19 protein-coding genes and 2 pseudogenes are annotated in these 24,482 nt (G+C 64.0%); 6 read left to right on the top strand and 15 right to left on the bottom strand.

What is annotated here, in order from left to right; genetic code table 11:
• Positions 1–85: 85 nt before the first annotated feature.
• Both ACG33_RS09910 and ACG33_RS09915 read right to left on the bottom strand, forming a co-directional pair.
• Entirely contained in the window at positions 86–2,242 is a 2,157-nt protein-coding gene (locus ACG33_RS09910; protein ID WP_210399002.1) for a TonB-dependent receptor domain-containing protein, read from the bottom strand.
• A gap of 161 nt (positions 2,243–2,403) precedes the next feature.
• A complete protein-coding gene (locus tag ACG33_RS09915) occupies positions 2,404–2,682 on the bottom strand; it encodes a hypothetical protein (protein WP_157071739.1) in 279 nt (92 codons plus the stop codon).
• A 222-nt stretch (positions 2,683–2,904) separates the two neighbouring features.
• On the opposite strand from ACG33_RS09915, the gene ACG33_RS09920 reads away from it, so the two are divergent.
• The 4 genes from ACG33_RS09920 to ACG33_RS16130 all read left to right on the top strand — a co-directional run bounded on the left by ACG33_RS09920 (position 2,905) and on the right by ACG33_RS16130 (position 8,564).
• Entirely contained in the window at positions 2,905–4,035 is a 1,131-nt protein-coding gene (locus ACG33_RS09920; protein WP_066920820.1) for a metallophosphoesterase family protein, read from the top strand.
• Positions 4,032–6,740, top strand: a complete 2,709-nt coding sequence (locus ACG33_RS09925; RefSeq protein ID WP_066920822.1) for an AAA family ATPase — start codon at positions 4,032–4,034, stop codon at positions 6,738–6,740. The genes ACG33_RS09920 and ACG33_RS09925 overlap by 4 nt, the downstream gene beginning before the upstream one ends.
• Before the next feature lie 309 nt (positions 6,741–7,049).
• On the top strand, positions 7,050–7,760 hold the full coding sequence (locus tag ACG33_RS09935; protein WP_066920826.1) for a hypothetical protein: 711 nt from the start codon (positions 7,050–7,052) through the stop codon (positions 7,758–7,760).
• 24 nt (positions 7,761–7,784) lie between these two features.
• Entirely contained in the window at positions 7,785–8,564 is a 780-nt protein-coding gene (locus ACG33_RS16130) for an META domain-containing protein (RefSeq protein ID WP_066920828.1), read from the top strand.
• Positions 8,565–8,623: 59 nt separating this feature from the next.
• Here ACG33_RS16130 and tadA read toward each other — a convergent pair whose 3' ends face one another.
• From tadA to ACG33_RS09980, 8 genes and pseudogenes are all read right to left on the bottom strand, one after another.
• On the bottom strand, positions 8,624–9,091 hold the full coding sequence (gene tadA / locus ACG33_RS09945) for a tRNA adenosine(34) deaminase TadA (protein WP_066920830.1): 468 nt from the start codon (positions 9,089–9,091) through the stop codon (positions 8,624–8,626).
• Positions 9,092–9,138: 47 nt separating this feature from the next.
• A pseudogene (locus ACG33_RS17070) lies at positions 9,139–9,357 on the bottom strand (type II toxin-antitoxin system RelE/ParE family toxin); the annotation flags it as partial.
• Between the two features lie 61 nt (positions 9,358–9,418).
• On the bottom strand, positions 9,419–10,339 hold the full coding sequence (locus ACG33_RS09955; RefSeq protein WP_066920835.1) for a nucleotidyl transferase AbiEii/AbiGii toxin family protein: 921 nt from the start codon (positions 10,337–10,339) through the stop codon (positions 9,419–9,421).
• Complete coding sequence (locus tag ACG33_RS09960; RefSeq protein WP_066920837.1) at positions 10,336–11,073, bottom strand: type IV toxin-antitoxin system AbiEi family antitoxin; 738 nt, start codon at positions 11,071–11,073, stop codon at positions 10,336–10,338. Before ACG33_RS09960 ends, ACG33_RS09955 begins: the two co-directional genes overlap by 4 nt.
• 94 nt (positions 11,074–11,167) lie before the next feature.
• On the bottom strand, positions 11,168–11,428 hold the full coding sequence (locus tag ACG33_RS09965; RefSeq protein WP_066920839.1) for a DUF2274 domain-containing protein: 261 nt from the start codon (positions 11,426–11,428) through the stop codon (positions 11,168–11,170).
• 32 nt (positions 11,429–11,460) lie between these two features.
• Positions 11,461–11,727: pseudogene (locus ACG33_RS09970) on the bottom strand (tyrosine-type recombinase/integrase); the annotation flags it as partial.
• A gap of 28 nt (positions 11,728–11,755) precedes the next feature.
• A complete protein-coding gene (locus ACG33_RS09975) occupies positions 11,756–12,103 on the bottom strand; it encodes a hypothetical protein (protein WP_210399003.1) in 348 nt (115 codons plus the stop codon).
• Positions 12,104–12,225: 122 nt separating this feature from the next.
• Positions 12,226–15,786, bottom strand: a complete 3,561-nt coding sequence (locus ACG33_RS09980) for an EAL domain-containing protein (protein WP_168160060.1) — start codon at positions 15,784–15,786, stop codon at positions 12,226–12,228.
• Positions 15,787–16,372: 586 nt separating this feature from the next.
• On the opposite strand from ACG33_RS09980, the gene ACG33_RS09985 reads away from it, so the two are divergent.
• Together ACG33_RS09985 and ACG33_RS09990 are read left to right on the top strand one after the other, a co-directional pair.
• Entirely contained in the window at positions 16,373–20,002 is a 3,630-nt protein-coding gene (locus ACG33_RS09985; RefSeq protein WP_168160061.1) for a DEAD/DEAH box helicase, read from the top strand.
• Positions 19,999–21,258 (top strand): hypothetical protein, encoded by a 1,260-nt coding sequence (locus tag ACG33_RS09990; RefSeq protein WP_066920849.1) that lies wholly within the window; start codon positions 19,999–20,001, stop codon positions 21,256–21,258. Before ACG33_RS09985 ends, ACG33_RS09990 begins: the two co-directional genes overlap by 4 nt.
• A gap of 75 nt (positions 21,259–21,333) precedes the next feature.
• Here the strand turns inward: ACG33_RS09990 and ACG33_RS09995 are convergent, their stop codons facing one another.
• From ACG33_RS09995 to typA, 5 genes are all read right to left on the bottom strand, one after another.
• On the bottom strand, positions 21,334–21,723 hold the full coding sequence (locus ACG33_RS09995; RefSeq protein WP_066920851.1) for a type II toxin-antitoxin system VapC family toxin: 390 nt from the start codon (positions 21,721–21,723) through the stop codon (positions 21,334–21,336).
• Entirely contained in the window at positions 21,723–21,935 is a 213-nt protein-coding gene (locus tag ACG33_RS10000; RefSeq protein WP_066920853.1) for an AbrB/MazE/SpoVT family DNA-binding domain-containing protein, read from the bottom strand. The genes ACG33_RS09995 and ACG33_RS10000 overlap by 1 nt, the downstream gene beginning before the upstream one ends.
• Before the next feature lie 25 nt (positions 21,936–21,960).
• The gene (locus ACG33_RS16135; RefSeq protein WP_157071742.1) at positions 21,961–22,203 is read right to left on the bottom strand and encodes a hypothetical protein; all 243 of its coding nucleotides are present in this window, start codon (positions 22,201–22,203) and stop codon (positions 21,961–21,963) included.
• Entirely contained in the window at positions 22,181–22,324 is a 144-nt protein-coding gene (locus tag ACG33_RS17075; protein ID WP_407696452.1) for a hypothetical protein, read from the bottom strand. The genes ACG33_RS16135 and ACG33_RS17075 overlap by 23 nt, the downstream gene beginning before the upstream one ends.
• Positions 22,325–22,543: 219 nt before the next feature.
• Entirely contained in the window at positions 22,544–24,379 is a 1,836-nt protein-coding gene (gene typA, locus ACG33_RS10005) for a translational GTPase TypA (protein ID WP_066920855.1), read from the bottom strand.
• Positions 24,380–24,482: the final 103 nt, after the last annotated feature.

Consider the following 24,482-nt stretch of genomic DNA (forward strand, 5'->3'; position numbering starts at 1 on the left):
TAGTGTCGTGGCATCCACCCGGTCCTTTGCCTGTCAGCGAATCTCCTAGTAGATGCCGGGACGCCGCAAAGAACAAGCGTCGCTTTCAGAAGGCCAGGCGCATGCCGATGCTCAGACTGCGGCCGGGCAGCGGCACCACGTTCGCCAGGAACGAGCTGTGATTCCAGATCTGCTCATCCAGCAGATTGCTGCCGCGCAGGAAAACGCTGTAGCCCGTGTGATCGCGCGGACTGTAACTTACACTCAGATTGAGCATGTCGTAGCCCGGCGTGACCGTTTCGTAGTCGGCGATATCATCCTGGGCCTCGACCCGATAGTACTCCAGCTCGGCGCGGTAGCGGCCGGCGTTCAAATCGATGCGGCTGCCGTGGCGCGCGGCGGGGATGCGCGGCAGATCACCGCCGCCGGCCAGCTCGGCACGCACATAATCGCCGAACAACGTCGCGGAAATACCGGCGCCGAAACGATAGCTCGCCTCAACTTCCAGACCCATGAATCTGGCGTCCTGCTGGGTGTACTTGATCAGGCGAAAATCCTCGAATCGATCGAGGGTACGCGCATAGATGTAATCCTCGACATCGTTGTAATAGCCGCCGATGCTGAACGTCAGATCGCCGGTGGACTTGCGCAGCGACAGTTCCACATTGTTGGACGTCTCCACTTTCAGGCCGGCGTCGTTCTGCACTCCGCCACAGGTCAGGGTATGCGGCATGAGACCGCACTCATAGGTGTTGCTCGCCAGATGAATACCGCGCGCATACAGTTCCTGCACATGCGCCAGGCGCTCCGAGCGTGCCGTGGACAGCGTCAGGAAATACTCCGGTGCCACCTCCCAGATGGCGGCGGCGGACAGCGACGTCGCCGAATCGCTGAATTTCGGCCGGCCGTACGAATCGTTCGACGGCCGGTATTTCTGCCACTCCTGGCGCAGGCCCGCCTCGAAATGCCAGGCGCCGTCGAGTTCGTAATGCTCCACGACGAACAGGCCCAGCGTGCCGCTTTTCGTAGCGGGAATGAAGGCCTCCGCACCGATGACGCTGGATTTCGTGTTGCTGTACTGGATGCCGCTCACGCCGCGCCAGCCCAGCAGCGCGGCATGCTGCACCTCGATACGAACTTCATACCCCTCATTGAGGAACGTGGCACTGATCTCGTCCGCCTCGATTTCATGATGACGATAATCGGTATGGTTCGCCCGCAGACGAATCCGCTCCACGCCGGCGAACGGCTCATGGATCTCACCGCGCAGATCCACTCGCTTGTTCAGCAGCGCGACCCGCGGCACCGCTTCGTGCTCAGGGTCGTGATCGTGATCCTCGCCGTCTTCATCATGACTGCCGCAATGCAAGACACTGCCGTACGGATGACACTGTTCATACTCATGACTGTGGCCCGGCAGCCCGTAATCCTCGTCGCGATACGAATAGGCGAGGCCTAGATAGCCGCTGTCGGCCACCCAGGATAGTCCTACGCCGGCGTTACCCGCTCTGGCGTACGTACCCTCGATCCGCCCTCCTGGCGAGCCCAGGGCGGGCGCCCGATAGTCGCCGGCATCGCGAACAGCGCCTTCCGTATGCATCACCAGATGTTCGCCGGCCTGCGCCGTAAGCTCCACCAGCGCCGCCTTCTCGCGCGCGGCGCTGGCGCCGCGGACCGCCATCGAACCCTCGAGGCCATTCTCCGGCCGCGCATCGGGAATCTTCTTGTCGAGCACATTGACGACGCCGCCGATCGCGCCGCTGCCGTACAGCAGTGTCGCCGGCCCGCGCAGTATCTCTGCCTTCTTGATCAGGAGCGGCTCGATCGTCGTCGCGTGGTCGGGGGAAATATCGGACACATCCAGCAACGAACTGGAATCCGACAGCAACTTGATGCGCGAGCCGCTTTGGCCCCGGATCACCGGACGCGAGGCGCCGCCGCCGAAGGTATCCGCATGCACGCCCGGCAGCCCGGCAAGCGTATCGCCAAGCGTCGCCTGCGTACGCTGGAAAAGCTGCCGGCCGTCGACGATGCTGAACGAGGAGGCGATATTCCAGGGATCCTCATCCAACGCCGTTGCCGATACCCGTACCGTCTCCAGCACCGGGCCGGCATCGTCGGCTGCAACAGACGCGCTTGCGAGGATGCTCGTGAACGGCACGCCGAGCATCAGCCGGGCAACCCATGCCAGGCGCATTAGAGAATACATGCCTGAGCCGGGGCGCATCCCCGGCTTGATACGGAAATCGATATCAAAGTTCATGCTCAGTTCCCAACCGGCGGCCGCACCGCGCTGCGCCCAAACGGCAGGTATCGTGCTGTGCACGCGGCACAAGTCGGTAGGCCGCAGACGCGCGCAGAATCTTTCCGCATCTCGCGTTCGACGCGAGGCGCGAAAGTGCTATAGAAGCTCAACGAGGAGGGTCAAAGCGCCGGTGGAGCCCGGCTGAGATAGAACGAGTGGACGTATCGGGCGGGCAGTGGCGCGATGCGCGCCGCGATGAGCTTGCCTGCAGTCCACACCGCGGCGGGATTCGCGCATCGCGCCGGCGGCGGCGCTCCGGCAGACAGCGACAGACAGACGCCGCAAACAGCCGGCGGCTTGCCTGCATCATGCGCATCGCCGGCGTGGATGTGCATCGCGGATACCACCATCCACAGACACATGGCACCCGCCAGCAATAGAACATTACCGGCGCGCACTCTGCGAGACGTCCTGAAGAGATGTGCGAATGCGCCTGGCATCCTTGTTACTATGTTGTTGCTGGCGAATCGAGTCAAGCCGGATATCGGCAAGGCATGGCCCTCATACCGATCGATGCGATCGTTCGCCATGCGGCAGCGATATCAAACAGACAAGCAACACGGATAAACGAAACAGACCGGCGCGCCGGATAGGGCAAGTCGAACAGGCGAACGATTCCATTGCTCAAGCTATTGCATACCGCCGATTGGCAGATCGGCAAACTGTTCGGGCAATTCACACCCGATGTGGCGGCACTACTGGCCGAAGCGCGCTTCGAGACCATCGAGCGGCTGGCGCAACTGGCGACGCAACGCGGCGTCGATCTGGTGCTGGTGGCGGGCGATGTATTCGACCTGCAGGGCGTCGCGGACAGAACCCTGTATCGCCTTTTCAAGGCCATGACGGGCTTCGCCGGACCCTGGGTGGTGATTCCCGGCAATCATGATGCGGCGCTGGCCGAGTCGGTGTGGACACGGGCGCTCAGGCTGAAGGCGATTCCCGACAACGTGATGCCATGCCTGCAGCCGCAACCTGTGCTGCTCGAATCGCCGGGTGTGGCCGTGCTGCCGGCGCCGCTGACCCAGCGCCATACCTACACCGATCTCACCGAATGGTTCGCCGGCGCCGAAACGCCGCCCGGCATGCTGCGCATCGGCCTGGCGCACGGCTGTGTGCAAGGTCTGCTCGCAGCGGATATCGACGCGGCCAATCCGATTGCCGCCGGACGCGCCGCCCAGGCACGCCTGGACTATCTGGCGCTGGGAGACTGGCATGGCGCACGCCGGATCGATGAGCGCAGCTGGTATGCCGGCACCCCCGAAACCGATCGCTTCAGGAACAACGACTCAGGGCATGCGCTGTTGGTCGAGCTGGCCGCGCCAGGCGGCGTACCCCAGGTGGAGGCCGTCGCAACCGGCCGATACCATTGGCACAGCCTGGAACCGGTGCTGCAGGTTCCCAGCGATCTGACCGAGCTCGTGCAACGTTTGGCGGCCTTTGCCGCCAATGACGTGGTGAACCTCTCCGTCAGCGGACGCATCGATCTGGAAGGTCATCGACGCTTGCACTCGGCGATCGAACAGGCACGCGGCACGGCCCGTGGCGTACTTGTCGACCTGACCGGGCTACAGCTGGATCCCAGTGTCCAGGACATCGAAAGCCTGCAGGCCGACGGCTACCTGGGGTTGACCATCCAGGAACTGCGCGCAGCACAGGATGGGCCGAATGCCGCACTGGCTCGCGACGCCCTGGTGTTGCTCACCGGCCTCCTGAGCGACCGGCGAGCCGCTGCGGCACGGACGCGTCCATGAAACTGACCCGCATTCGTATCGAACAGTTCAAGCAATTCCGCCAGGCCCTGGAAATCGACGGGCTGGCACCCGGCCTCAATATTTTCACCGGTCCCAACGAGGCCGGCAAAAGCACGATCGCCGCGGCCATCCGCGCGGCGTTCTTCGAGCGGCATCGCTCCGGCAGCGTCGGGGATCTGCGCCCCTGGGGCGATTCATCGGCCTCTCCCAAGATCACGCTCGAATTCCAGACCCGCAAGCAGCATTACCGGCTGACCAAAAGCTTCCTGGGCAGCAGGCGCTGTGAGCTGGAGGCCGGCACGTTGCGGCTGGATGGTGCCGAAGCCGAGGATCATCTCGCCTCGCTGCTGCGCTACGAGCATGCCGGCAAGGGTGCCAGCAAGGCGGAGCACTGGGGCATTCCGGGTTTGTTGTGGATCGAGCAGGGCCGTACGCAGGAATTGCGCGAAGCGGTCGCATACGCCGCTGATCATTTGAGTGCCGCCCTGAACGAATCCCTGGGGGAAATCGCCGGCACCGGTGGCGATGAGGTGCTGGCCACGATCGAAGCCCAGCGCAATGAACTGCTGACACCCAGCAGCGGCGCCGCCCGCGGCGCCTATGCCGAGGCTCGCAGGCACGAAACGGCATTGGCGGGACAGATTCGGACGTTGACCGAACGAATCGATGTTTATCGGCACAATGTGGACACCTTCGCCTCGATGCGCCAGGCGCATGCCAGCGATGAAGCCGGCAAGCCCTGGGAATCCCTGCGCAAACGTCAGCATGAAGCCGAAGAGAGCCTCAAGGCCATCACCGGCATGCAGCAGGCATTGAATACGGACAGGCAGCGCGCCGCCGAACTCGATGAGCGCCTGGGACTGTTGCGTGCGCAGCTGGAAGCGTTCGACAACGAGGTGCAGGACCTCACCCGGCGCCGCGAAGCCCGCGATGCGGCCATGCAACTGCAGGCAAGCGCCGCCGAGCAGGTCAGGCAATGGCAGGAAAAGAACGCCCAGGCGCTGCTGCGCGATACCCGGGCTCGTGCCGCGGCGCGCCTGGCACGGCAGGAACATGCACGGCACGCCTTGAACCGGGAAGCCCGGGAGGCGCGCGCAAAAGTGGCCGAGCTGGCGGCGATGTTGGCGAAGGCCGATGCGCAGTTGGCAAGCCGGCTGGCGCTGCAAGCGCAGGCTGCGGCAAGCGAGATATCGAGCCAGGATCTGGAGAGGCTGCGCCGGCAGGCGGACCGCCGGCGCGAACTGCGCATCCAGCAACAGGCAGCCGCCACCCGGATGCATTTCGTGCTTGCACAGGACTGTGTCATCCATCTCGGTGAGGAGATCCTCAGCGGCGAAGGCGAGCGTCTGCTGATCGAGCCGGCTTCGCTCGCGCTGCCCGGCCTGGGCACGCTGCAAATTACGCCCGGCGGCATGGACCTGGCGCAGCTGGAGCGGGAGGCTGCCCGTTGCGAGGAACAACACGCCGCTCTGCTGCGACACCTGGCCGTCGACTCGCTCGAGGCCGCGCAAGAACGTCACGACCAGTATCGGCAACTGGGAGCCGATATCAAGTCGGCGGATATGACCCTCAAGGCACTGGCGCCGCAGGGGATCGATGAATTGCGCGCCCGGCTGCTCAAGCATCAGGCGCGCGCCGCGGACATCGACACGGCGCTGGGCAAGCTGCCGCCGGCACCGGCGATGATTGCCGGGGCGGCCCCCGGGATAATTTCCGGGGCAATTTCCGGCGCTCCCTCCGAAGCGCCGATCCCCGGAGTCGAGGATGCCGAGGCGGAAGAAGAAGCATCGCGACACGCGCTCGAGCAGTTCGCCCAGGCGTTGAACCAAGCGCAGCTCGCGGCCGCCGGCGCCCACCATGTGCTGGAGTCCGCGCAGCACGAACTGGCGCGTGCCCAGGCGTTGTTCGAGGCTCCACAACGCGCCGACCGCATCCGCGAAGTCAATCAGCAACTGACCGATACGCGCGCGGAGCGTTCGGCCCTCGATGAGCGCATACACCAGCGTACCCTCGCCATCGAGCAGGCACGCCCGCAGATCCTGGAGCAGGATGTGGATCGATACCGGCGCAGTGCCGAACAGCAGGAGAAACAGTTTCGCGAACGCCGCGAGGCGTTGCTGCGGCTGGAAGTCGAACTGCAATCCGCCGGAGCCCTGGGACTGGAAGAACACCGTGCCGAGCTCGAACGCGACCACACCCAGGCACTGCGCCGGGTCGAGGAACTGCAGCAACGTGCCGCCGCGCTGGATTATTTGCTGATATTGCTGAGGGAAAAACGCAGTACCCTCACCCGCCGCCTGCGCGCGCCGCTGCAAAAACATCTGGATCATTATCTGCAGCTCCTGTTTCCACAGGCGCATGTGCAGATCGACGAAAATCTCTCACCGGGAATGCTGACGCACACCGACGGCCAGGGTACCGGCGGCGGCGATTTCGAGTCCCTGAGTTTCGGGGCGCGCGAGCAGATCGGCCTGATCAGCCGACTGGCCTATGCAGACTTGCTGAAGGAAGCCGGCAATCCGACCTTGATCATCCTGGATGATGTCCTGGTGCACAGCGATGAGGCCCGCCTGGTCCGCATGAAACGGATCTTGTTCGACGCCGCCACCCGGCACCAGATTCTGCTGTTCACTTGCCATCCCGAACGCTGGCGCGACATGGGTGTGACGGCGCGCGATCTGGACATGCTGCGCAGACAGACCTGAGGCCCCATACGCCCGAACCGCGAGTCGCTTGCTGACGCCTCACTGACGATGCATGACGGGTTTACGTCAGCAGGACGCGACTACAGTCAGCCATGACCGCAACGGCCATCACCCAAACGCATCGCAAGAGTCACGATCGGAACGACCGCCCGCCAACTGTCACCCATGACCATTACCACCCTAGTATCCATCGCCGCACCCACCGCATCGTACCGCGCACATCCGCCATCCGGCGGCCAGCCTGCCGGACCCGCGGCCGACCCAGCCGTGTCAGGCCGATCCAGCGCCGCATGGCTGGTCATATCGGGCATGGCCGCGCTACTGGCATGCGATCCCGCCACCGCGGCACCGTTCACGGTCAGTTCGACCTCCGTCAGCAAGGCGCCCAAGGTCAAGATGACTTTCGAGGAAAAGGACAGCAGCGTGAAGAGCAAGATCGCGATGCCGAAGCTGGGTTTCGAAACGCCAGTCATCGACGGCGTGCTGGAGTTCAAGATCGCCGCGACCTATGCTCGGCTCGAACAGCACGACACCTCCGTGGAAGGACCGGGCGACTCCGAAGTGAAACTCAAATGGGCCGTTGCGCCGGGCGATGCCGCGCGCGGCATTCCCGCCTTCGCCATGGAACCCAAGCTGGTACTGCCGACGGGCGATGAGGCACGCAGCCTGGGCAGCGGTTCCACGACGCTGGAGATCCCCTTCATTCTCGGCTGGAAACTGGGCAAGACCGATCTGGGTATCGAGTTCGGCTACAGCCATACGTTCGGCGAGCACGACGGTACCGTGCCGCTGGCCATCCTGGGCATGCGTCAGATCGCCCCGCGGTTGCGCCTCGGCCTGGAGTTCGTGGCGGAAGCTCCCACGAATCGTTTCAGCGACTACGAACTGGAGTGTAATGTCGGCTTCAAATGGAAACTCGCGAACGACATCGAGATCGACGGCCTGTATGGACGTACGACCACCACGCCGGACGACCACCGAACCAACAAGGCCAAACTGGTATTCACGAAATCCTTCTGAAAGACCCGCTAAGGAGTGGATTCAATGAGGTTCGACGCCATGAACATGCCTACGGCCTTGATGCTGGTCACAGTCCTGATCGCAGGCGGATGCGCGGCACCCGCGACGAACACGGCCGTTCTCAATCCCGATCCCGCACACAATGCGCGCAATTCACTCGACTGGGCAGGCGCCTATCGCGGTGTGCTGCCCTGCGCCGACTGCCCCGGAATCCAGACCGTCGTCGTGCTGAAGAACGACGGCACCTACCGCACGCAGTCGAGGTATCTGGAACGGGGCGACCAGGTATTCCCGGCGCGCGGACACTTCACCTGGAACGAGGCGGGCGACACCGTCACCCTCGATGAGCAACCGCCCGAGCGGTATTTCGTGGCTGAGAATCAGCTCCTTCGCCTCGCTCTGGACGGCTCGCGCATCACCGGCGGTCTCGCCGGGCACTATGTCCTGACCAAGCTCGCCGGCATAACGAAAACATACTGGAAGCTGGTCGAATTGAACGGCCGGCCCGTACCGGCGCTGAAACGCGAACCCTACTTCATCCTCAAGATCGAGGATGGGCGCGTGAACGGTTTCGGCGGCTGCAATGGCTTCACCGGTACCTATGAACTGGATGAAGCCGCCTCCCGCATCCGCTTCGGCCATCTGGCCTCCACCATGATGGCGTGTCCGGACATGGAGCTGGAGACCGCTTTCCATGAAGTGCTGCGCAGTATGGACAACTATTCGCTCGACGGCGACAGCCTCACTCTGAATCGCGCGCGCATGGCTCCGCTGGCACGCCTGGAGGCGGTGTATCTGCGTTGACCGGGATCCGCGCCGAATCGACGAGCGACGCCGGAGCGTCGTCAGGCGAAAAGCGAGCTTCAGCGCCGCGCCGCGAAGAATGATCGCAGCATGGCCGAGCACTCCTGGGCGAGGACGCCGCCGGTACATTTCAGCCTATGGTTCAAGGCAGGGTGCTGGACGATGTTGAATACCGAACCCGCCGCCCCCGCGCGCGGATCGGTCGTGGCGTAGACCAGCCGCTTCACCCGCGCATGGACCATGGCTCCGGCGCACATCGCACAGGGCTCCAAGGTGACATACAAGGTGGTATCCAGCAGCCGGTAGGTGCCCAGGGCCGCGGCGGCGGCGCGCAGCGCAATGATTTCGGCATGCGCGGTCGGATCCGACGTGCCGATGGGCCGATTCCAGCCCTCCCCGACGATAGTCCCGTCCTTGACCACGACCGCGCCCACGGGCACTTCGCCGGCCCGCTGCGCCTGGCGCGCCAGCTCGCAGGCACGAGACATGAATTCGATATCGAGAGAGCTTGGATCGGGGACGGACATCACGCACCTGGCAGCGGACCCGCGATTTTAGCCGATGCCGCTGCACCTCAGGGCGAGTCATCCTCCGGCACTTCGAACGAGCACTCGCTACGCCACGCTCGGACGATACGCACGTGCTTCGGATCACGACGGTAGACGATGCGAAACGGCGGCCGGATCAGTTCGCGCAGAAAGGGCTGGTCAAATTCCGGGACGATTCGGCCCATACTCGGATAATCGGCCAGCGTCTCGATGCTGGCAACGATCTCACCAAGCAGGCGCTCGCCAGAAAGACACGCCCTTTGCTAGCGCGGGTTTGCACGGCATCGGCTCATCATCAATCACCTCTTAGGATAGCGCAGCCAATCGCGTGGCGAGCAAGTCGGCCTGCTCGGCGAACTTCCTCGCATCGGCCTTCTGCAATTGCGCCAGGTTGTGCAGCTTCCAGCGGAGGCCCGGCAGTTGTTCGAGGTGCGCGATACCCAGCAGCGACCACTCCGGCGTGCCGGCGGCCAGCGACAGCAGGAAGCGTCGCTCGTTGTTGTCCAAGCCCTGCTGGAGTTCGCGCACCATGCGTTCTCGTGCGGCGAGCAGCGCGTCGAGCGGCACCGGTTCGGCCGTCATGCCTTGGAAGTTGTGGTCGTAGTCGTACTGGATGTCCCGCAGCGGCGTGAACAGCACCTCATGAATCGGCCGGTTGCTGCTGGACAGATAGACTACGAACGCGCGCCGGATGCCGGGCGTGATCCCTTCGTGTGCAAAGAGCTGCATCACGTCGAATAGGTCGCGCGGGTGCTGCCGATCCAGCGCCGCGACAAGCTTGCCGCCGTACACGTCCTCCAGCGATACCACCGGGATTTCCAGGTCGACCATCAGCACGTCGCGGGCGACCGGCGTGAGCGAAGCGCGACGCACCGGCTGCACGGTGCCGCGCATGACAAAGTTGGCTTCGACCTTGACCTGGATCGAACCTCGGCGCATCAGCAGCTTCGTCTCCCCTGCCGCTGCCGCCGGCGCATGCGTCTGGAATCCTCGCTTCTTCAACCGCTCAGCGGCTTGCCTGACGGCTTCGTTGATGCGCGCCAGCGCTTCGCCGCGCGGCAGCGTGTGATCGAGAAAGACCAGATCGAGGTCCACCGACAAGCGAGGCATGTCGCGCACGAACAGGTTGATAGCCGTGCCGCCCTTCAGCGCGAAGGTGTCGTCCATGAACACCAGCGGCGCCACCTGCGTCAGCAGGCGCGCGGTGTCGAGATAGGTCTGGTTCATGGCTTGAGCACCAGCAAGCCATCGGCCGATCGAGACACCCAGGGCCGGCCGCTGCCCGTCGGCAGCGCGGCCGGGTCGAGCTTGGCCGCCCAGGGCAACGACGCCTCGCGGCCGAGTTGCAGGCACAGCCGCACGGTCTTGACGCTCGTGCAGTGCTGCAACAGCTCGTGCAGCACGCCGGCGCGCAGGCTGTACGCGCTTTCGACGAGTTCGCGGGCTTCCTGCAAGGGCTGGCGCACACCGACTTCGCTCAACAGTTCCAGCAATGCGCGCTCCGGCGACGACACCTGTGGCGCCCCGCTGCGTTGCTCGAACGGACCGACGTGCAGCAAGGCGTCCGGCTGCTCGTCGAACAGACGCTTGCGGTGGTATTCAGCCGGGAAGCGTTCAGCGAACCATTCCGGTAGACGGGCCGCCGTCCAGCCATACAGATGCAGAACGGGCTGCTGCGGCACATAATGGCGCAGGCCGTACCAGTCCAGCGCCGACTTGCCGCCGACGTGCAGCCCCTGGAACCGGCGCTGCAACAGCAGCAAGCTGGGATGGAGCGCCAAGTCGTCGTTTGGACGGCCGTACACCCCGCGGGCCAGGCGCGTGAGCCAGCCCGCTCGGACGTAGTGGACGGCTAGGTCGGCGGAGATGCCCAGCGCCGCCAAGTCCTCCGAGGTCAGCGGCGTTCCCGGTGCCAGCCGGGTGTAGAGGGCATTTAACTTGCTGGAAGTAGTCGTAGCCATACTACGATTTCTACAACTTTTCCAAGAATAAGTCAATTTAATATTACGTCTACAGTCGTAGTCTGAGTACGACAGTGACAATATATCCAAACGATCACCCCTTGGGCGTAGCAGCGCGGGAAGACGCTCGGGTGTCGTCTCCCCTGCCCCGCCTGAACCCTCGATCGCCGGCCATGAACGCTTCAAGCATGTGCGGGATCAGTGTCGCCGCGTCTGTCGCCTCGCCATAGGTCTGCGCGTGCAGCGCGACGTAGCGGTCGAGGTCGGCCTTGAGGCTGGCCGGGCACGTGAAGGTCAGCTTGACGCTCTCGGTCTTGGGCAGCGGCCCCAGCCGCAGCTTGCGTGTCGTGCTCATCGTGGTGTCCCTCGATCGAAGAACAGCGGTTGATAGACCATGTGCGGGTTGCGCCCCTTCATCCGCTGCTTCGGGATCGTCCAGGTCTTGCTCTCGAAATCGACCTCATCCCAAGTGGCCTGGATCAGTTCGCTCTTGCGTACCAGCGTCAGCAGGATCAGACGCAGCGCCAGCTTGATGGTGGGATAGGTCGCCACCGACCCCATCTGTTGCACAAACAATCGGATTTCCAGCGGCGACAAGGCGCGGTCCTTCGGGACGAAGGTGGCGATCGACGCCGCGCCCACGCTGTTGGCGGGGATGCGGCCAGCAGCACGCAGGACGTGATCAAGCTGCCGCTTCTTCATGGAGCCTCTTCACCTCATCCTGCGACAACAGGTCGACAAAAGGCATCGATTGGCGCAGCCGGTTGGCATCCTCGTCGTGCCCGAGCATCGCCGCGAACAATGCACCATCGTCATCGCAGCGAGCGATCTCCTGCCACTCTTCGTATGCCGGCCCCCAGACACCCTGCTTCCGCCAGCGATACAGATTCGCGAGGATCAGCGTACGGTCCGTATCGCAGCACACTCCGATCCGCTTTTGAGTTCTTCTAGTCAAGTGGTGGAACAGATCCGCCCATGATCCTGCGCCAGCCATGCATTTGCCCGGGATGCATGGCCGGCGCAGGATCATGGGCGGACCCCCAACTCCACGACGAATTTATGCCGGATGCCTGCCGAACGGGGGTGAATCCCGTCCCGCGCCGCGGATTGCGCGGACGGATCAGGACGGGCCGTTGCGGCCCTTTGCTTTTGCTATGCCGAATGCACCAGAGGCAGCTGCGGATAAGTACGGGTGATGCGGCTCAAAGCCTCCACGGACTGAGGCACGGCGATATAGAAGCCCTGGGCGTATTCGATCCCGATCTGCGCCAGGCAGGTCAGCACCTCCGCCGACTCCACCCGCTCGGCGATCGTCTTGATGCCCATCGCACGGCCGATCCGGCTGATCGCCTCGACCATGGTGCGATCCACACGATCGGAGGACATGTTGTGGATGAACTGGCCATCGATCTTCAGATAGTCGACCGGCAAGGTCTTGAGATACATGAACGACGACAAGCCGCTGCCGAAATCATCCAGCGAGAACAGGCAGCCGCGCGCCCGAAACTCCTGCATGAAATGCACCACTTTCGGCAGGTTGTAGATCGCTGCCGTTTCGGTGATCTCGAAGCACACCGCTCCCGGGCTCAGATCGTAGGTCTGCAGTTCGTTGATGAGGAATTCCAGGAAACGATCGTCGTTCAACGACGTCCCGGATAAATTGATGGACAGCGTGTACCCGAAACGCGCATCGCCGTCGGTGCGATAGTGCGCCAGCGAGCCCAGCGCCTGGCTCACCACCCAACGATCGATCATGGGCATGACATTATAGCGCTCCGCCGCCGGAATGAACTCCGCCGGCAGGACCAGCTGGCCGTTCTCGCCGCGCATGCGCACCAGCAGTTCGTAGTGTCCGCGGGTATCATTGTTGGTGCCGATGGGCACGATGGGCTGGTAGTACAGCTCCAGCCGGTTTTCCTCGCAGGCACGCGTCAGGCGCGAGACCCACTGCATTTCCCGATGCCGCTCAGGGGCCGTGCCATGCTGATACATGTGCACCCGGTTGCGTCCCGAGTCCTTGGCCGCATAGCAGGCCACGTCCGCCGCGCTCATCACGCTGCCGATGCTGTCGCTGCCGGCGCTGATTTCCACGATGCCGATGCTGACGCCCACGTTCATCGCACCATCGTCCCACTCGAAACGATACTCGTGGATCGCCTGGCGCATGCTGTCGGCGATCTTCACGGCCCGCTCCGCCGTGCAGTCCTGCAACAGCACCCCGAACTCATCGCCTCCCAGGCGCGAGATGGTGTCGCTGGTGCGTATGCAGGTCTGCAGGATGCCGGTGATCTGCTTGAGCAAACGATCTCCCGCCTGGTGCCCGCAGGTATCGTTCACCAGCTTGAACTGGTCCAGATCCAGATAGAGCAACACATGCGTGGTATTTTCATCCGACCGCGCGGTCAACAAGGCCTCGTTGAGACGGTTCTCGAATTCGCGGCGGTTGATCAGTCCCGTCAGGGCGTCGTGGCTCGCCTGGAATGCCAGCGCACGACGCAGGCGACGCTCCTTGCTCACATCATGGAACACCATCACCGCGCCGATGATCGTGCCGGCGCGATCGCGAATCGGCGCGGCGGACTCCTGGATCGCGATCTCCTGGCCGCGGCGATTGACCAGGATCGTCTGGTCCGTCACGGTGACCATCTGTCCTTCGCGCATCAAACGCGCCACCGGATCCTCCAGCGGCTCGCGCGTCACCTCGTTCAGAATCTTCAGCACTGCATCCAGACGCTTGCCCTGCGCCTCCGCAGACTCCCAACCGGTGAGATCTTCGGCCACCGGATTGAGATATTCGATACACCCCTGGGCATCGGTGGTGATGACCGCATCGCCGATGGACTGCAAGGTGACCTGCGCCTTCTCCTTTTGCTCGAAAATCGCCGTCTCGGCCTGCTTGCGTTCGCTGATGTCGGCGATCGTGCCCTCGTAGCCCACCAGCTTGCCGCCGGCGTCGTACACCGCCCGGGCATTCTCGATCACCGTCAAGGTCGTGCCATCGACGCGCTGCAGCTGGAATTCCGCATTACGAATCTCACCCTGGCGCTCGATTACCGCCAGGATGGCCTGGCGTTCCTTCGGGTCGTGATAAATGCTGGCATTCGGCCGCGCCAGCAGCTCGGCGGGCGTCGCATGGCCCACCATGCGCGCCAGTGCCGGGTTCACGGACACGAACCGGCCTTCGCGGGTCGAGCTGTATACGCCCTCCATGACATTCTCGAACAAGCGCCGGTAGCGTATCTCGCTGGCACGCAAAGCCATTTCCGCCCGGCTGCGCTCGATGGCGATGCCCGCCAGTTGAGTCATGCGGGACATCAATTCGAAATCCCGCCGCTGGGGACTGCGCGTGCCGTGAAAATACAGGGCCAGAGTGCCCAGCGTGCGCCCGTCCGCTGCATGGATCAGCGACGACCAGCAGCTGTGCAGCCGCGCCGCCAGCGCCGGTCCGCGCAGATTTTCCCACAAGGCATCGCGCGCAATGTCCGCCACGATGACCTGCCGGCGCAGATAGACGGCGGCGGCGCAGGAGCCATTGCGCGCCGCCACCGTGATACCGTCGGTGGCGGCCACATACTCGGCCGGCAGCTTCGGACCAGCGCCCAGCCTCAGGTGCTTGCCGCTCTCGTCCAGCATGCGGATCGCACAGATCGATTCGGGGCACACACGCTCCACGGCATCGGTGATCGCCTCGAGCGTGACCCGCAGTTCCACGTTGGCCGCCAGGCGCTCGAACACCCGGCGTTCACCCGCCGCCAGCGTCTCGCTGCGCTTGCGTTCGGTGATGTCGGTGATGCTGCCGCGGATCAAGCGGGCATTGCCGGAATGCAGCCGCACCCAGCGTACCTCGCAGGAAATGTCCGTGCCCGCCCCGTCCCGAAACACCCACTCCAGGACCGGCGTCTCCCCCGCCAAGGTGCGTTCGAACTGCGCCCGATGGGCATTGGCGGACAATGAACCATCGGGTTGATGCGGCGGACTGAGGCTGTCGGGGCTGTTCGCCAGCAGCGCCTCGCGGGTCATCCGGAAAAAGCGCACCGCATTCTCGTTGACGTCGACCAGACGGTTCTGGTCCAGGTCCGCCACCACGATGATTTCCGGCGCCTGCTCCACCAAGGTGCGATAGCGCGCCTCGCTGTCGCGCAAGGCGGCCTCGGCCAGCTTGCGCTCGCTGGTATCGCGCAGACACACCACGAAGACCGTCTTGCGATTGACGCGCGTCTTGCTGACCGCGATCTCCGCTGCGAACGATGTGCCGTTGGAGCGCAGTCCCAGCGTCTCATGCGGCGTCAAGTCGATCTGGGTGTCATCCTGGCGCGCCGCCATCCGCTCCAGGATTTCCGGCAGGGGCTTTTTCTCGGCCAGCCGCGGCAAGAGGAAACTCAAGGGACGCCCATCGACATCCGGTTCGGTATGGCCGAAGACGCGCTGTCCCGTCACGTTCAGCGAAGCGATATGCCCCATTTCATCCACGGTCAGGATCACATCCTTGACGTGGTCCACCACGGCCTGCAGCTGGCTTGCAGTGCTTTCCCGCAGTTCGCGCGTCAGCGCGGTCGCCTCATCGGACATGAGCTGCATCGAACGCACGATGCCGCGGCGCTCCTGATCGGTGCGTGCATAGGTATCAGCGACCGATGCCAGAAAACTGGCGAGATCCAACTCGCCGTTCACACCGGTGGCGTCTTTGAGTTGCTTATCCAGCAACCGATGCATGATCTCGCGTCCCATCATCCTGGTACTTCGAAGCTGCATCCCTCCGCGGCGCCGACGGTGCCGCCCCATCCGCCGACGGCGCTCTCCAGACGGTCAGCGGCTGTCGGCGGCACAAGCCGCCAAACGAAGGGCAATTCCCCGTGACAGGCGACACCCCTCAAGGTGGTTCGGCAAAATCGGGCCGCCCGGCCTTCGGCCAGCCTCATTGCCGCCTGCCGTCATCTGTGTGTCGATACTAGGAGGCAGGTCGTTCCCGGGGTGTGAAACAGCTCGCGGTTTTATGTGAAAGTCGAGCGGTTTTCCCCGAAGAAACCAAGGCTTATGTCATATAGCTAAGCGAAAATACTCACGCTCACGGCCAAGTGATAGCGACAATGACGAAATCTATACCATGCTTTAAATATTAAACCTTTTAATATCAATAATATGTGATATTTAATTAATGTTTAATGTAAATATACAATGAGGCTCGATCACGCCGTACTGCCGGCCGGGCGCAACTGAATCAGCCATCGGTGTGTTGTTGATGCCGCGGCCAGCCGAGACACCTGTAAAATGGATCGTTTCGACTGCAGGCAGCGACGCCGTGACCGATCCCTTCTCCAGCGATGCCGACTCGCCGCAGAATTTCCTTCTGCGGCCGGATTGGCTGCGGACGCTGTTTGGCGATCGTCTGTATACCCAGGCCCAGCGGTGGGTCGAGGAAGGCCGGGTCTACGGGTTACGCATCGCCCAGGCCGGCCGCATCATTACCGGCTTCGCGGCCGGTGCCCCATCTCCCGATGACACTGCCGGCGATGAGCGCCGCGAGCCGATTCGCGAGCCAGGCGATGGCGCCGTTCGATGCGATGCCAGGAGGGTTTACATCCGGCTGACACCCATGCCGCCGGTGTCCCGTGCCGCCGTATCTCAGGCGCCGGCCTCCCCCGCCCTCCGAGCGGGGGGCACGGACCGTGAAACATTCCAGGGTGAATGCAGCTGCGGGGCGCGCAGTCCCTGCGTGCATATCGCCGCGGTATCGATTGCCGCGGCCGGCCGATCCGCCGCAGCATCCGATCCCGGCCGACACTCCGGCCTGTCTCGTGCGGCGGATACGCCCGCGCATCCGATACCGGCCGAAGCCGCGAAGGCGATGGCACTCCATGCCAACATGCCTGCCGGGACAGCCCCACAGCAACAGCTGTGCTATCTGCTTCAGCCCGGCACCGGCGGCACGCAGCTGTCGCTCTGGGTCGGTCAGCGGCGGCTGGAATCGGATTCGGCTCGCCGTGCCCGCGCCGAGGAGCGGCGCATCGACGCCCGCGGCGCCTGTGCGTTCGTGCCTCGCCCCACCGGCGCCACCGGCGAGTTTCCACGCTATGTCGATGCACAGGATCGCGCACTGCTGCGCGAACTGCTGCATGTGGATACCGACGGTCCATGGCCGCTGGGCGATCGTCTCGGCGGAAAATCCGGCGGCGTCCTGCTGCAGAGGATACTGGCCACCGGACGGGTCTGGTGGCGATCCCTGAACGGTCCACCGCTGCGTGCCGGCAGCCCGCGCACCTTGCCGCTGGTTTGGGAAGTCCTGCCCAGCGGGGATCAGCAACTGCGCCAGCGCCCCGACGGCACTGCCCGGAGCTCCGGGAACGAGGCCGGCGAGCACCAGGCAGCGCTGGAACTGCTGCTGGAAGTCACCCCCGCGTTGTGCATCGACCCCATCCGTAATGAATGGGCCGCCTTGAGACTGCCCTACCCCGAGGCATTGCTGCGCGAACATTGGAACCGCCCCATGCGCGCGCAAGACGTCGAGATTCTCAACGAGGATATTGCGCGCCAGGATCCCCACGCGCACTTCCCGAGGCTGCGCATCCTGGAGGTGCGGCGCGAGCCGCTACAAGAAGTACGTGCCCGCTTGCTGCTGGGACCCGGCGAGACGCATCCGGCCTCGATCCATCTGGAATTCCTGTACAACGGCCTGCCGGTGGACAGCCGCCAACTGCGGCAGGGACAAGCCACGGTGCGCTGTGTCGTACCGGCGGCGCGGAACGCCGCGGTTGCGGAACATGGATCCGGCATGATTCTCGAGATCGACCGCGACCCGATGCTGGAACAGCAGCTGCAGGAGCGGCTGGAACAGGCGCTGGCGCAGCATGCGCCCGGACTCGCCGCGGCGGATGATGCATCCTGGTTGGCGTTCATGATGACGGGTGTCCCCGCTCTGCAGGCTGCCGGCTGGGAGATCGTGCTCCTGCCGGGCTTTCCCTATCGGCTCGCCGATGGCCAGGGCTGGTATGCCGACATCGATGCGCAGCGCAAGGAGGCCTGGTTCGACTTGCGGCTGGGCGTGGTGGTGGACGGCCGGCAGATCAATCTATTGCCGGCGCTGGTCGATTATCTGCAGGGCCGAATAGAGGCGCCTTGCGCCCCAGGCGCCTCTCCAGGCGGCTCTGCCACCATCGCTCATTGCCGCAGCGGCGGACAGGTACTGATCCGCATGGAGGACGGACGCTGGTTACCGGTGACCCTGGAACGCATCGAACGTATCGCGAACACCCTGGTCGAGTTGCTGGATCGCACGGCGTTGAACAAGCGGCAGGCCTTGTCGCTGCCCGTGATACAGGCCGGCCGCCTGGCTCAGCTGTCCATGGCGCTGGATGGTCCGGCGGTACGCTCCAACGAGCGTTCCTTGCTGAGATTGGTCGAGGATCTGGCGAATTTCCAAGGCATCCGGCCGCTGCCTGCGCCGGCGGGATTTCGGGCGGCCTTGCGCGGCTACCAGCAGGAAGGCCTGGGATGGCTGCAGTTCCTGCGCCGCTACCGGCTCGGCGGCGTGCTCGCCGACGACATGGGACTGGGCAAGACCGTGCAGACCATTGCCCACCTGCTGCTGGAAAAGGCGGCGGGACGCCTCGACAAGCCGGCGCTGATCGTCGCGCCCGTCAGCGTCATCGGCAACTGGCAGAACGAGTTGCGGCGCTTCGCCCCGCAACTGAAGGTGCTGACCCTGCACGGCCCGCGGCGCAAGGCCCTGTTCGCGGACATCGGCTGCAGCGATATCGTCATCACCGGCTACCCTTTGCTGGCGATCGACGCGGAGGTTCTGTGCGCGCACGAATTCGGCTTCGCGATCCTGGATGAAGCCCAGATGATCAAGAATCCGCGCGCCAAGGTCTCGCAGGCCGCACGCCTGCTGCGCGCCGAACATCGGCTGTGCCTGACGGGCACGCCCATGGAGAACCATCTCGGTGAATTATGGTCGCTATTCGATTTTCTGCAGCCGGGACTGCTGGGGCAGGAACAGCAGTTCCAGCGCCACTACCGCTCGCCCATCGAAAAAAGCCGCAACGAGCAGCGGCGCGAGGCGCTGGCTCGACGTATCGCACCCTTCGTGCTGAGACGCACCAAGGACCAGGTAGCCAAGGAACTGCCGCCGAAGACCCAGATCGTCGAAACCCTGGTGCTGGAAGAACGTCAGCGCGACTTCTATGACGGCATCCGGCTGGCGATGCATCGGCGGGTGCTGGAAATCATCGAGCGGCGGGGTCTGGCGCGCAGCCGGATCACGGTGCTGGACGCCCTGCTGAGACTGCGCCAGGCGTGTTGCGATCCGCGCCTCGTCGGCACCGGCGCCCCGAACCAGGATCGGAGCGAGGGTCCGGACAACCTCCAGAGCCGGAACACGGATCCCTCCGCGGAGCATGCGCCTCCCGCCGACCAGGAGCATATCCCGTCCGCGAAAATGGACTGGCTGCGCACAGTATTGCCCGAACTGGTGGCGGAAGGCCGGCGCATCCTGCTGTTCTCGCAGTTCACCGCCATGCTGGCGTTGATCGAGGACGCCGTGAAGGAGCTGAACATTCCCTACTGTCTGTTGACCGGCGCAACGCGCGCGCGCGATGAGGTCATCCAGCGTTTCCAGGCGGGCGACGCGCCTTTGTTTCTGATCAGCCTGAAGGCCGGGGGTACCGGTCTCAATCTCACGGCCGCCGACACCGTCATCCATTATGATCCTTGGTGGAATCCGGCGGTGGAGACCCAGGCCACCGATCGGGCGCATCGCATCGGCCAGGACAAGCCGGTATTCGTCTACAAGCTCATTGCCCAAGGCACGGTGGAAGAAAAAATCCTGGAACTGCAAGCCGGCAAGCATGAACTGGCCAGCCGGCTCTACTCCCAGCGCAATGCCTCCCCGGCGCAGCTGAGCCGCGCGGACCTGGAGGCCTTGTTCACTTGAGCAGACCCCCGATCGATCCCGAACTGCAGGCGCAGATCGATGCACAGTTGCTGGAGCAAGGCGCGTTCACACCGCTGGACCTGCTGTTCAACAGCGGCCGCTTGTTCTACGAGGACTATGAGCGCTGGCGCCGCCGCGAGATCGATCTGCTGGAGACGGCCTTGATGGGCGCGATCGACAAGATCAAGGAGCAGCTCAGCCACGCTGCCGGCTATGCCCGCAGCATCGGCCTGCAGGAACAAACTCAGGAGTTCACCGCCTGGCTCGCGGCCGAGACGCATCCGTTACGCATCAGCGCCGACGCACAATTGCAGCGCCTGATCGCGGCGCGCTATGTTCCGGCGCAGAACGCGCCGCAGATGGACCTGTTCTTCGACAACCCCGTCGTCGCCCTCATCAACGGCATCGCCGCGGCGCTATGTGCACGGGATGCCGTTGAAGCACGCCGGCGCCTGGATCGGCTTTATGTTCAGGCACCCACCCATGCGGATCTCGCCACGTTCGATCAGTTGCTGGCGGCCCTGGAGCATCTGGAAAGTCCTGTGGCATCGCCCCGGCAAGAGATGCAGGCGCTGCTGGGGATCACCCCCGGCGCCAAACGCCTGCTGGGCACGCAGGCGCGTGACCTGCTGGCGCCGCTGTGGAGCCGGATCGGCCAGTCGCTCGCCACCGTGGCATTCGCACCGCAAGAACCCGAACTGCATGCCAGCTTCGCCTTTGCGCAGGCCCAGGACTGGCGCAACGTCGAGTTCAGCATCCTGGGCGAGCCGCAATGGTGGCTGTACGCGCCGCTGTGCCTGCACCTGGCGTACAGCGCCGTCCATCGGGGTCGGCGCATCGAGGCCTTGGCGGCCTGGGCACAACTGTGCTGGCTGGCACCCGAACATGCCGCCGCGGAGTTCGAACGGCGTCAGCAGCCCGACCGCGGCATCGCAGCGCTGTGGCAGCGCTTCCTGGAAATGGAGGATGCGCTGGAGCGCCAGACCGGGCGCTCCGGCAATGATTCCCTGTGCCTGGAGGAATGTCTCGACGCCCGCGATTTTCCGGCCTGGCTGTTGATGCACGAGCCCGGACTGGTCCAGCAGCTGCCCGAGGATCTGCCGCGCAGCGACGGTCCCGGCGAACGGCATTATCGCTGCGTCCATCGTCTGATCCAGGCCCGGCGCGCCGAACGCGCCGATGAGGAATTGGCGCTGCGCACGGCGCTGCGCCATGCCCACCCCGCGCTGTTCGCCTGCCTGAAGCGGCTGGTGTGATTTGCCGGGCGCAGCACGAGGCCGTGCTGCCGCTGCGGAACGAACGTTGACGGACCGAGAACCCCCTTCGCGCGCTCAAGCGTTCTTGGCGAATAGCGCTACGCCAGGCAGACCCTCGAAATGAGCATCGCAGGTAAGTAGTACTGCGTCCTGGTGGCGCGCCGTCGCGTAGACGATGGCGTCGGCGGTGGCCAGCTTGTGTTCGCGGTGCAGGTCCGCCGCGAGCAGTGCAAGGGTGGTATCCAGAGGCAAAACGACGCACTTCTGCGTGTAGGCGATCACCTGGTCGGCTTGATCCTCGCCCACTTCACGCACCAGCCACTTCGACAGTTCGAGTTGCACGATGGTCGGCACGATGCACTGCGGCTTGTCCGGGAACTGCTTGCCCAGCTTCTTGCCGAGCGTGCTGCCCGCGAGCCATTCGATCCAGGCCGAGGTATCGACCAGCCGCAGCGACGCCGCCATCAGTAGCGGTCCTTGCGGTCGCGGTAGTCGTCCTTGCGCGCGCCCTTGGCGATACCGGCCAACTGGTCCAGTTCGGGTACCGGCATCACCAACACGCCCTTGCCCTTGGGGATAAACACGAATTCCTGTCCGGCCTCCCAGTGCTGTTCCTCGCGAACGGCCTTGGGAATGGAAATCTGGAACTTGCTGGACAGGGTGGCGGTCGCAGTCATTTTCGTACCCTCATAGTATCGATTACTATTTGGTAAGAATACACTGTTCTACCTTGGAAGGCCACCCACTTTTTCGTCGCGGTAGTCGTCCTTGCGCGCGCCCTTGGCGATACCGGCCAACGCTGATCGCGCGTGCTGCCTGCGCTGCAGACAATCCATTGCGTTTCATCCATTCGTTGAAGCGCGCCACCGGGAACGCCTTGCTACTGGCCAACGTGACGCGCAGGCGGGCATCGGACAGGGCTTCAACAGCAGTGACCTTCATCATCGTGCCATCTTCGCAACGTCGGGTTGTGTTCTTTCCACTGCGCCTGTGCGGTCTCGCGGTTGGCGGCTAGCCACTTCTGCGCTTCGGCCAGGATCACCGGTGGAACAGAACCAGCCAGCACCGTGCCCGTGGCAATCTCCAGCGTCGCGGCAAAATCTGGTCCGGTGACATGTGCGCAGAAATGCGACTTCTTAATCGTTTCAAGCGAGTGCGGCGGTCAGATGGCGCCAACCTGAGACTCGACGCGGATCGGCACGAGGCCGTGCTGCCGCTGCGGAACGAACGTTGACGGCCGAAAAACAGCGCTCAACCGACCGCCACCGCCCTTGCCGCCACCTGCTCAACCCACGCTTTCTTCGGCCATCCTGCCGCCGGCGCGCTTGCGCTCGTGCTCCTTGAGCAAACGCTTGCGCAGGCGAATGTTGTTGGGCGTGATTTCGACCAATTCATCATCGGCGATGAATTCCATCGCCTGCTCCAGGGTGTAACGGATCGGCGTGACCAGGATCAGGGCTTCGTCCTTGCCGGCGGCACGGATATTGGTGAGCTTCTTGCCCTTCAGCGGATTGACCACCAGATCATTGTCGCGGCTGTGGATGCCGACGATCTGGCCCTCGTACACCTCATCGCCATGCGACACCATCAACTTGCCGCGCTCCTGCAGGCTGAACAGCGAATAGGCCAGTGCCTTGCCCTGTGCATTGGAAATCAGCACGCCGTTGCCGCGTTGACCGATCTCCTTGTCCAGCAACGGGCCGAAGTGATCGAAAATGTGATGCATCAGGCCGGTACCCGAAGTCAGAGTACGAAAATCGGTCTGAAAACCGATCAGGCCGCGCGAAGGAATCACATAGTCCAGGCGGACCCGGCCCTTGCCATCCGGATGCATGCCGGTGAGCTGACCGCCGCGCTCTCCCAGCGCCTGCATGACCGCTCCCTGTGAACTCTCGTCCAGATCGACCGCCAGCGTCTCGAACGGCTCGCTGACCACCCCGTCGATGCTCTTCACCACGGCGCGTGGCCGTGAGACGCCCAATTCGTAGCCCTCGCGGCGCATGTTCTCCAGCAGCACGCCGAGATGCATCTCGCCGCGCCCGAACACCCGGAACTTGTCAGGATCATCGGTATCCTCGACACGCAGTGCCACGTTGTGCATCACTTCACGCATCAGCCGTTCGCGGATCTGGCGACTGGTGACATATTTGCCGTCACGACCGCAGAACGGCGAGTTGTTGACCTCGAAGGTCATGCTGATGGTGGGCTCGTCCACCACCAGCGGCGGCAGCGCCTCGGGGCAGGCGGGATCGCAGATCGTATCGGAAATTTGCGGCCGCTCGATGCCGGCAAAGGCGACGATGTCGCCGGCGCTCGCCTCCTCCACCTCGATGCGCTCCAGGCCCAGAAAGCCCAGCACCTGCATGATGCGCTCGTTGCGCACCTTGCCGTCGCGATCCACGACCGCCACCGGACTGTTGCGGCGAAGCCTGCCGCGCTTGATACGGCCGATACCGATGGCGCCGACATAGCTGGAATAGTCGAGCTGACTGACTTGCAGCTGCAACGGTCCGTTCTCATCGACTTGCGGCGGCGGGCAATGCTGCACGATGACCTCGAACAGCGGCGTCATGTCGCCGGCGAGATGCTGCGGATCCAGGCCGGCGAAACCGCGCAGCGCCGAGCCGTACACCACCGGGAAATCCAGCTGCTGCTCGCTCGCCCCCAACTTGTCGAACAGATCGAAGGTCTGATCCAGCACCCAGTGCGGACGAGCCTCCTCGCGATCGATCTTGTTGATCACCACGATGGGGCGCAGCCCATGCGAAAACGCCTTCTGGGTGACGAAGCGCGTCTGGGGCATCGGCCCGTCGACCGCATCCACCAGCAGCAGTACACAGTCCACCATCGACAGGACGCGTTCGACCTCGCCGCCGAAATCGGCATGCCCGGGGGTGTCGACGATATTGATGCGATAGTCACCCCAGCGCAGCGCGGTGTTCTTGGCCAGGATCGTGATGCCGCGCTCGCGTTCCAGAGGATTGGAATCCATCACCCGCTCGGCGGCGACCTTGCGCAGGTCCAGGGTGCCGGATTGGCGCAGGAGCTGATCGACCAGGGTGGTCTTGCCATGATCGACGTGCGCGATGATGGCGATGTTGCGTAGCTTCGAAGTAGACACAGTCGAGACCTAGGGCGGCAAGCCGCAGCGGACAGGATGACTCCCTCGATTGCGACCGGATACCCCAAAGACCATCTCGGACGCTCGCCGGAGACGGCACGAT

This window comes from Steroidobacter denitrificans (genome assembly GCF_001579945.1).
Lineage (GTDB): Bacteria > Pseudomonadota > Gammaproteobacteria > Steroidobacterales > Steroidobacteraceae > Steroidobacter > Steroidobacter denitrificans.

Bases quoted from the DNA above. Each gene is read 5' to 3' on its own strand.
- ACG33_RS09910 (WP_210399002.1), bottom strand. From the start codon at position 2,242: ATGAACTTTGATATCGATTTCCGTATCAAGCCGGGGATGCGCCCCGGC.
- ACG33_RS09925 (WP_066920822.1), top strand. From the start codon at position 4,032: ATGAAACTGACCCGCATTCGTATCGAACAGTTCAAGCAATTCCGCCAG.
- ACG33_RS09935 (WP_066920826.1), top strand. From the start codon at position 7,050: ATGGCCGCGCTACTGGCATGCGATCCCGCCACCGCGGCACCGTTCACG.
- ACG33_RS16130 (WP_066920828.1), top strand. From the start codon at position 7,785: ATGAGGTTCGACGCCATGAACATGCCTACGGCCTTGATGCTGGTCACA.
- tadA (WP_066920830.1), bottom strand. From the start codon at position 9,091: ATGTCCGTCCCCGATCCAAGCTCTCTCGATATCGAATTCATGTCTCGT.
- ACG33_RS09955 (WP_066920835.1), bottom strand. From the start codon at position 10,339: ATGAACCAGACCTATCTCGACACCGCGCGCCTGCTGACGCAGGTGGCG.
- ACG33_RS09960 (WP_066920837.1), bottom strand. From the start codon at position 11,073: ATGGCTACGACTACTTCCAGCAAGTTAAATGCCCTCTACACCCGGCTG.
- ACG33_RS09965 (WP_066920839.1), bottom strand. From the start codon at position 11,428: ATGAGCACGACACGCAAGCTGCGGCTGGGGCCGCTGCCCAAGACCGAG.
- ACG33_RS09975 (WP_210399003.1), bottom strand. From the start codon at position 12,103: ATGATCCTGCGCCGGCCATGCATCCCGGGCAAATGCATGGCTGGCGCA.
- ACG33_RS09980 (WP_168160060.1), bottom strand. From the start codon at position 15,786: ATGCATCGGTTGCTGGATAAGCAACTCAAAGACGCCACCGGTGTGAAC.
- ACG33_RS09995 (WP_066920851.1), bottom strand. From the start codon at position 21,723: ATGGCGGCGTCGCTGCGGCTGGTCGATACCTCGGCCTGGATCGAATGG.
- ACG33_RS10000 (WP_066920853.1), bottom strand. From the start codon at position 21,935: ATGACTGCGACCGCCACCCTGTCCAGCAAGTTCCAGATTTCCATTCCC.
- ACG33_RS16135 (WP_157071742.1), bottom strand. From the start codon at position 22,203: ATGATGAAGGTCACTGCTGTTGAAGCCCTGTCCGATGCCCGCCTGCGC.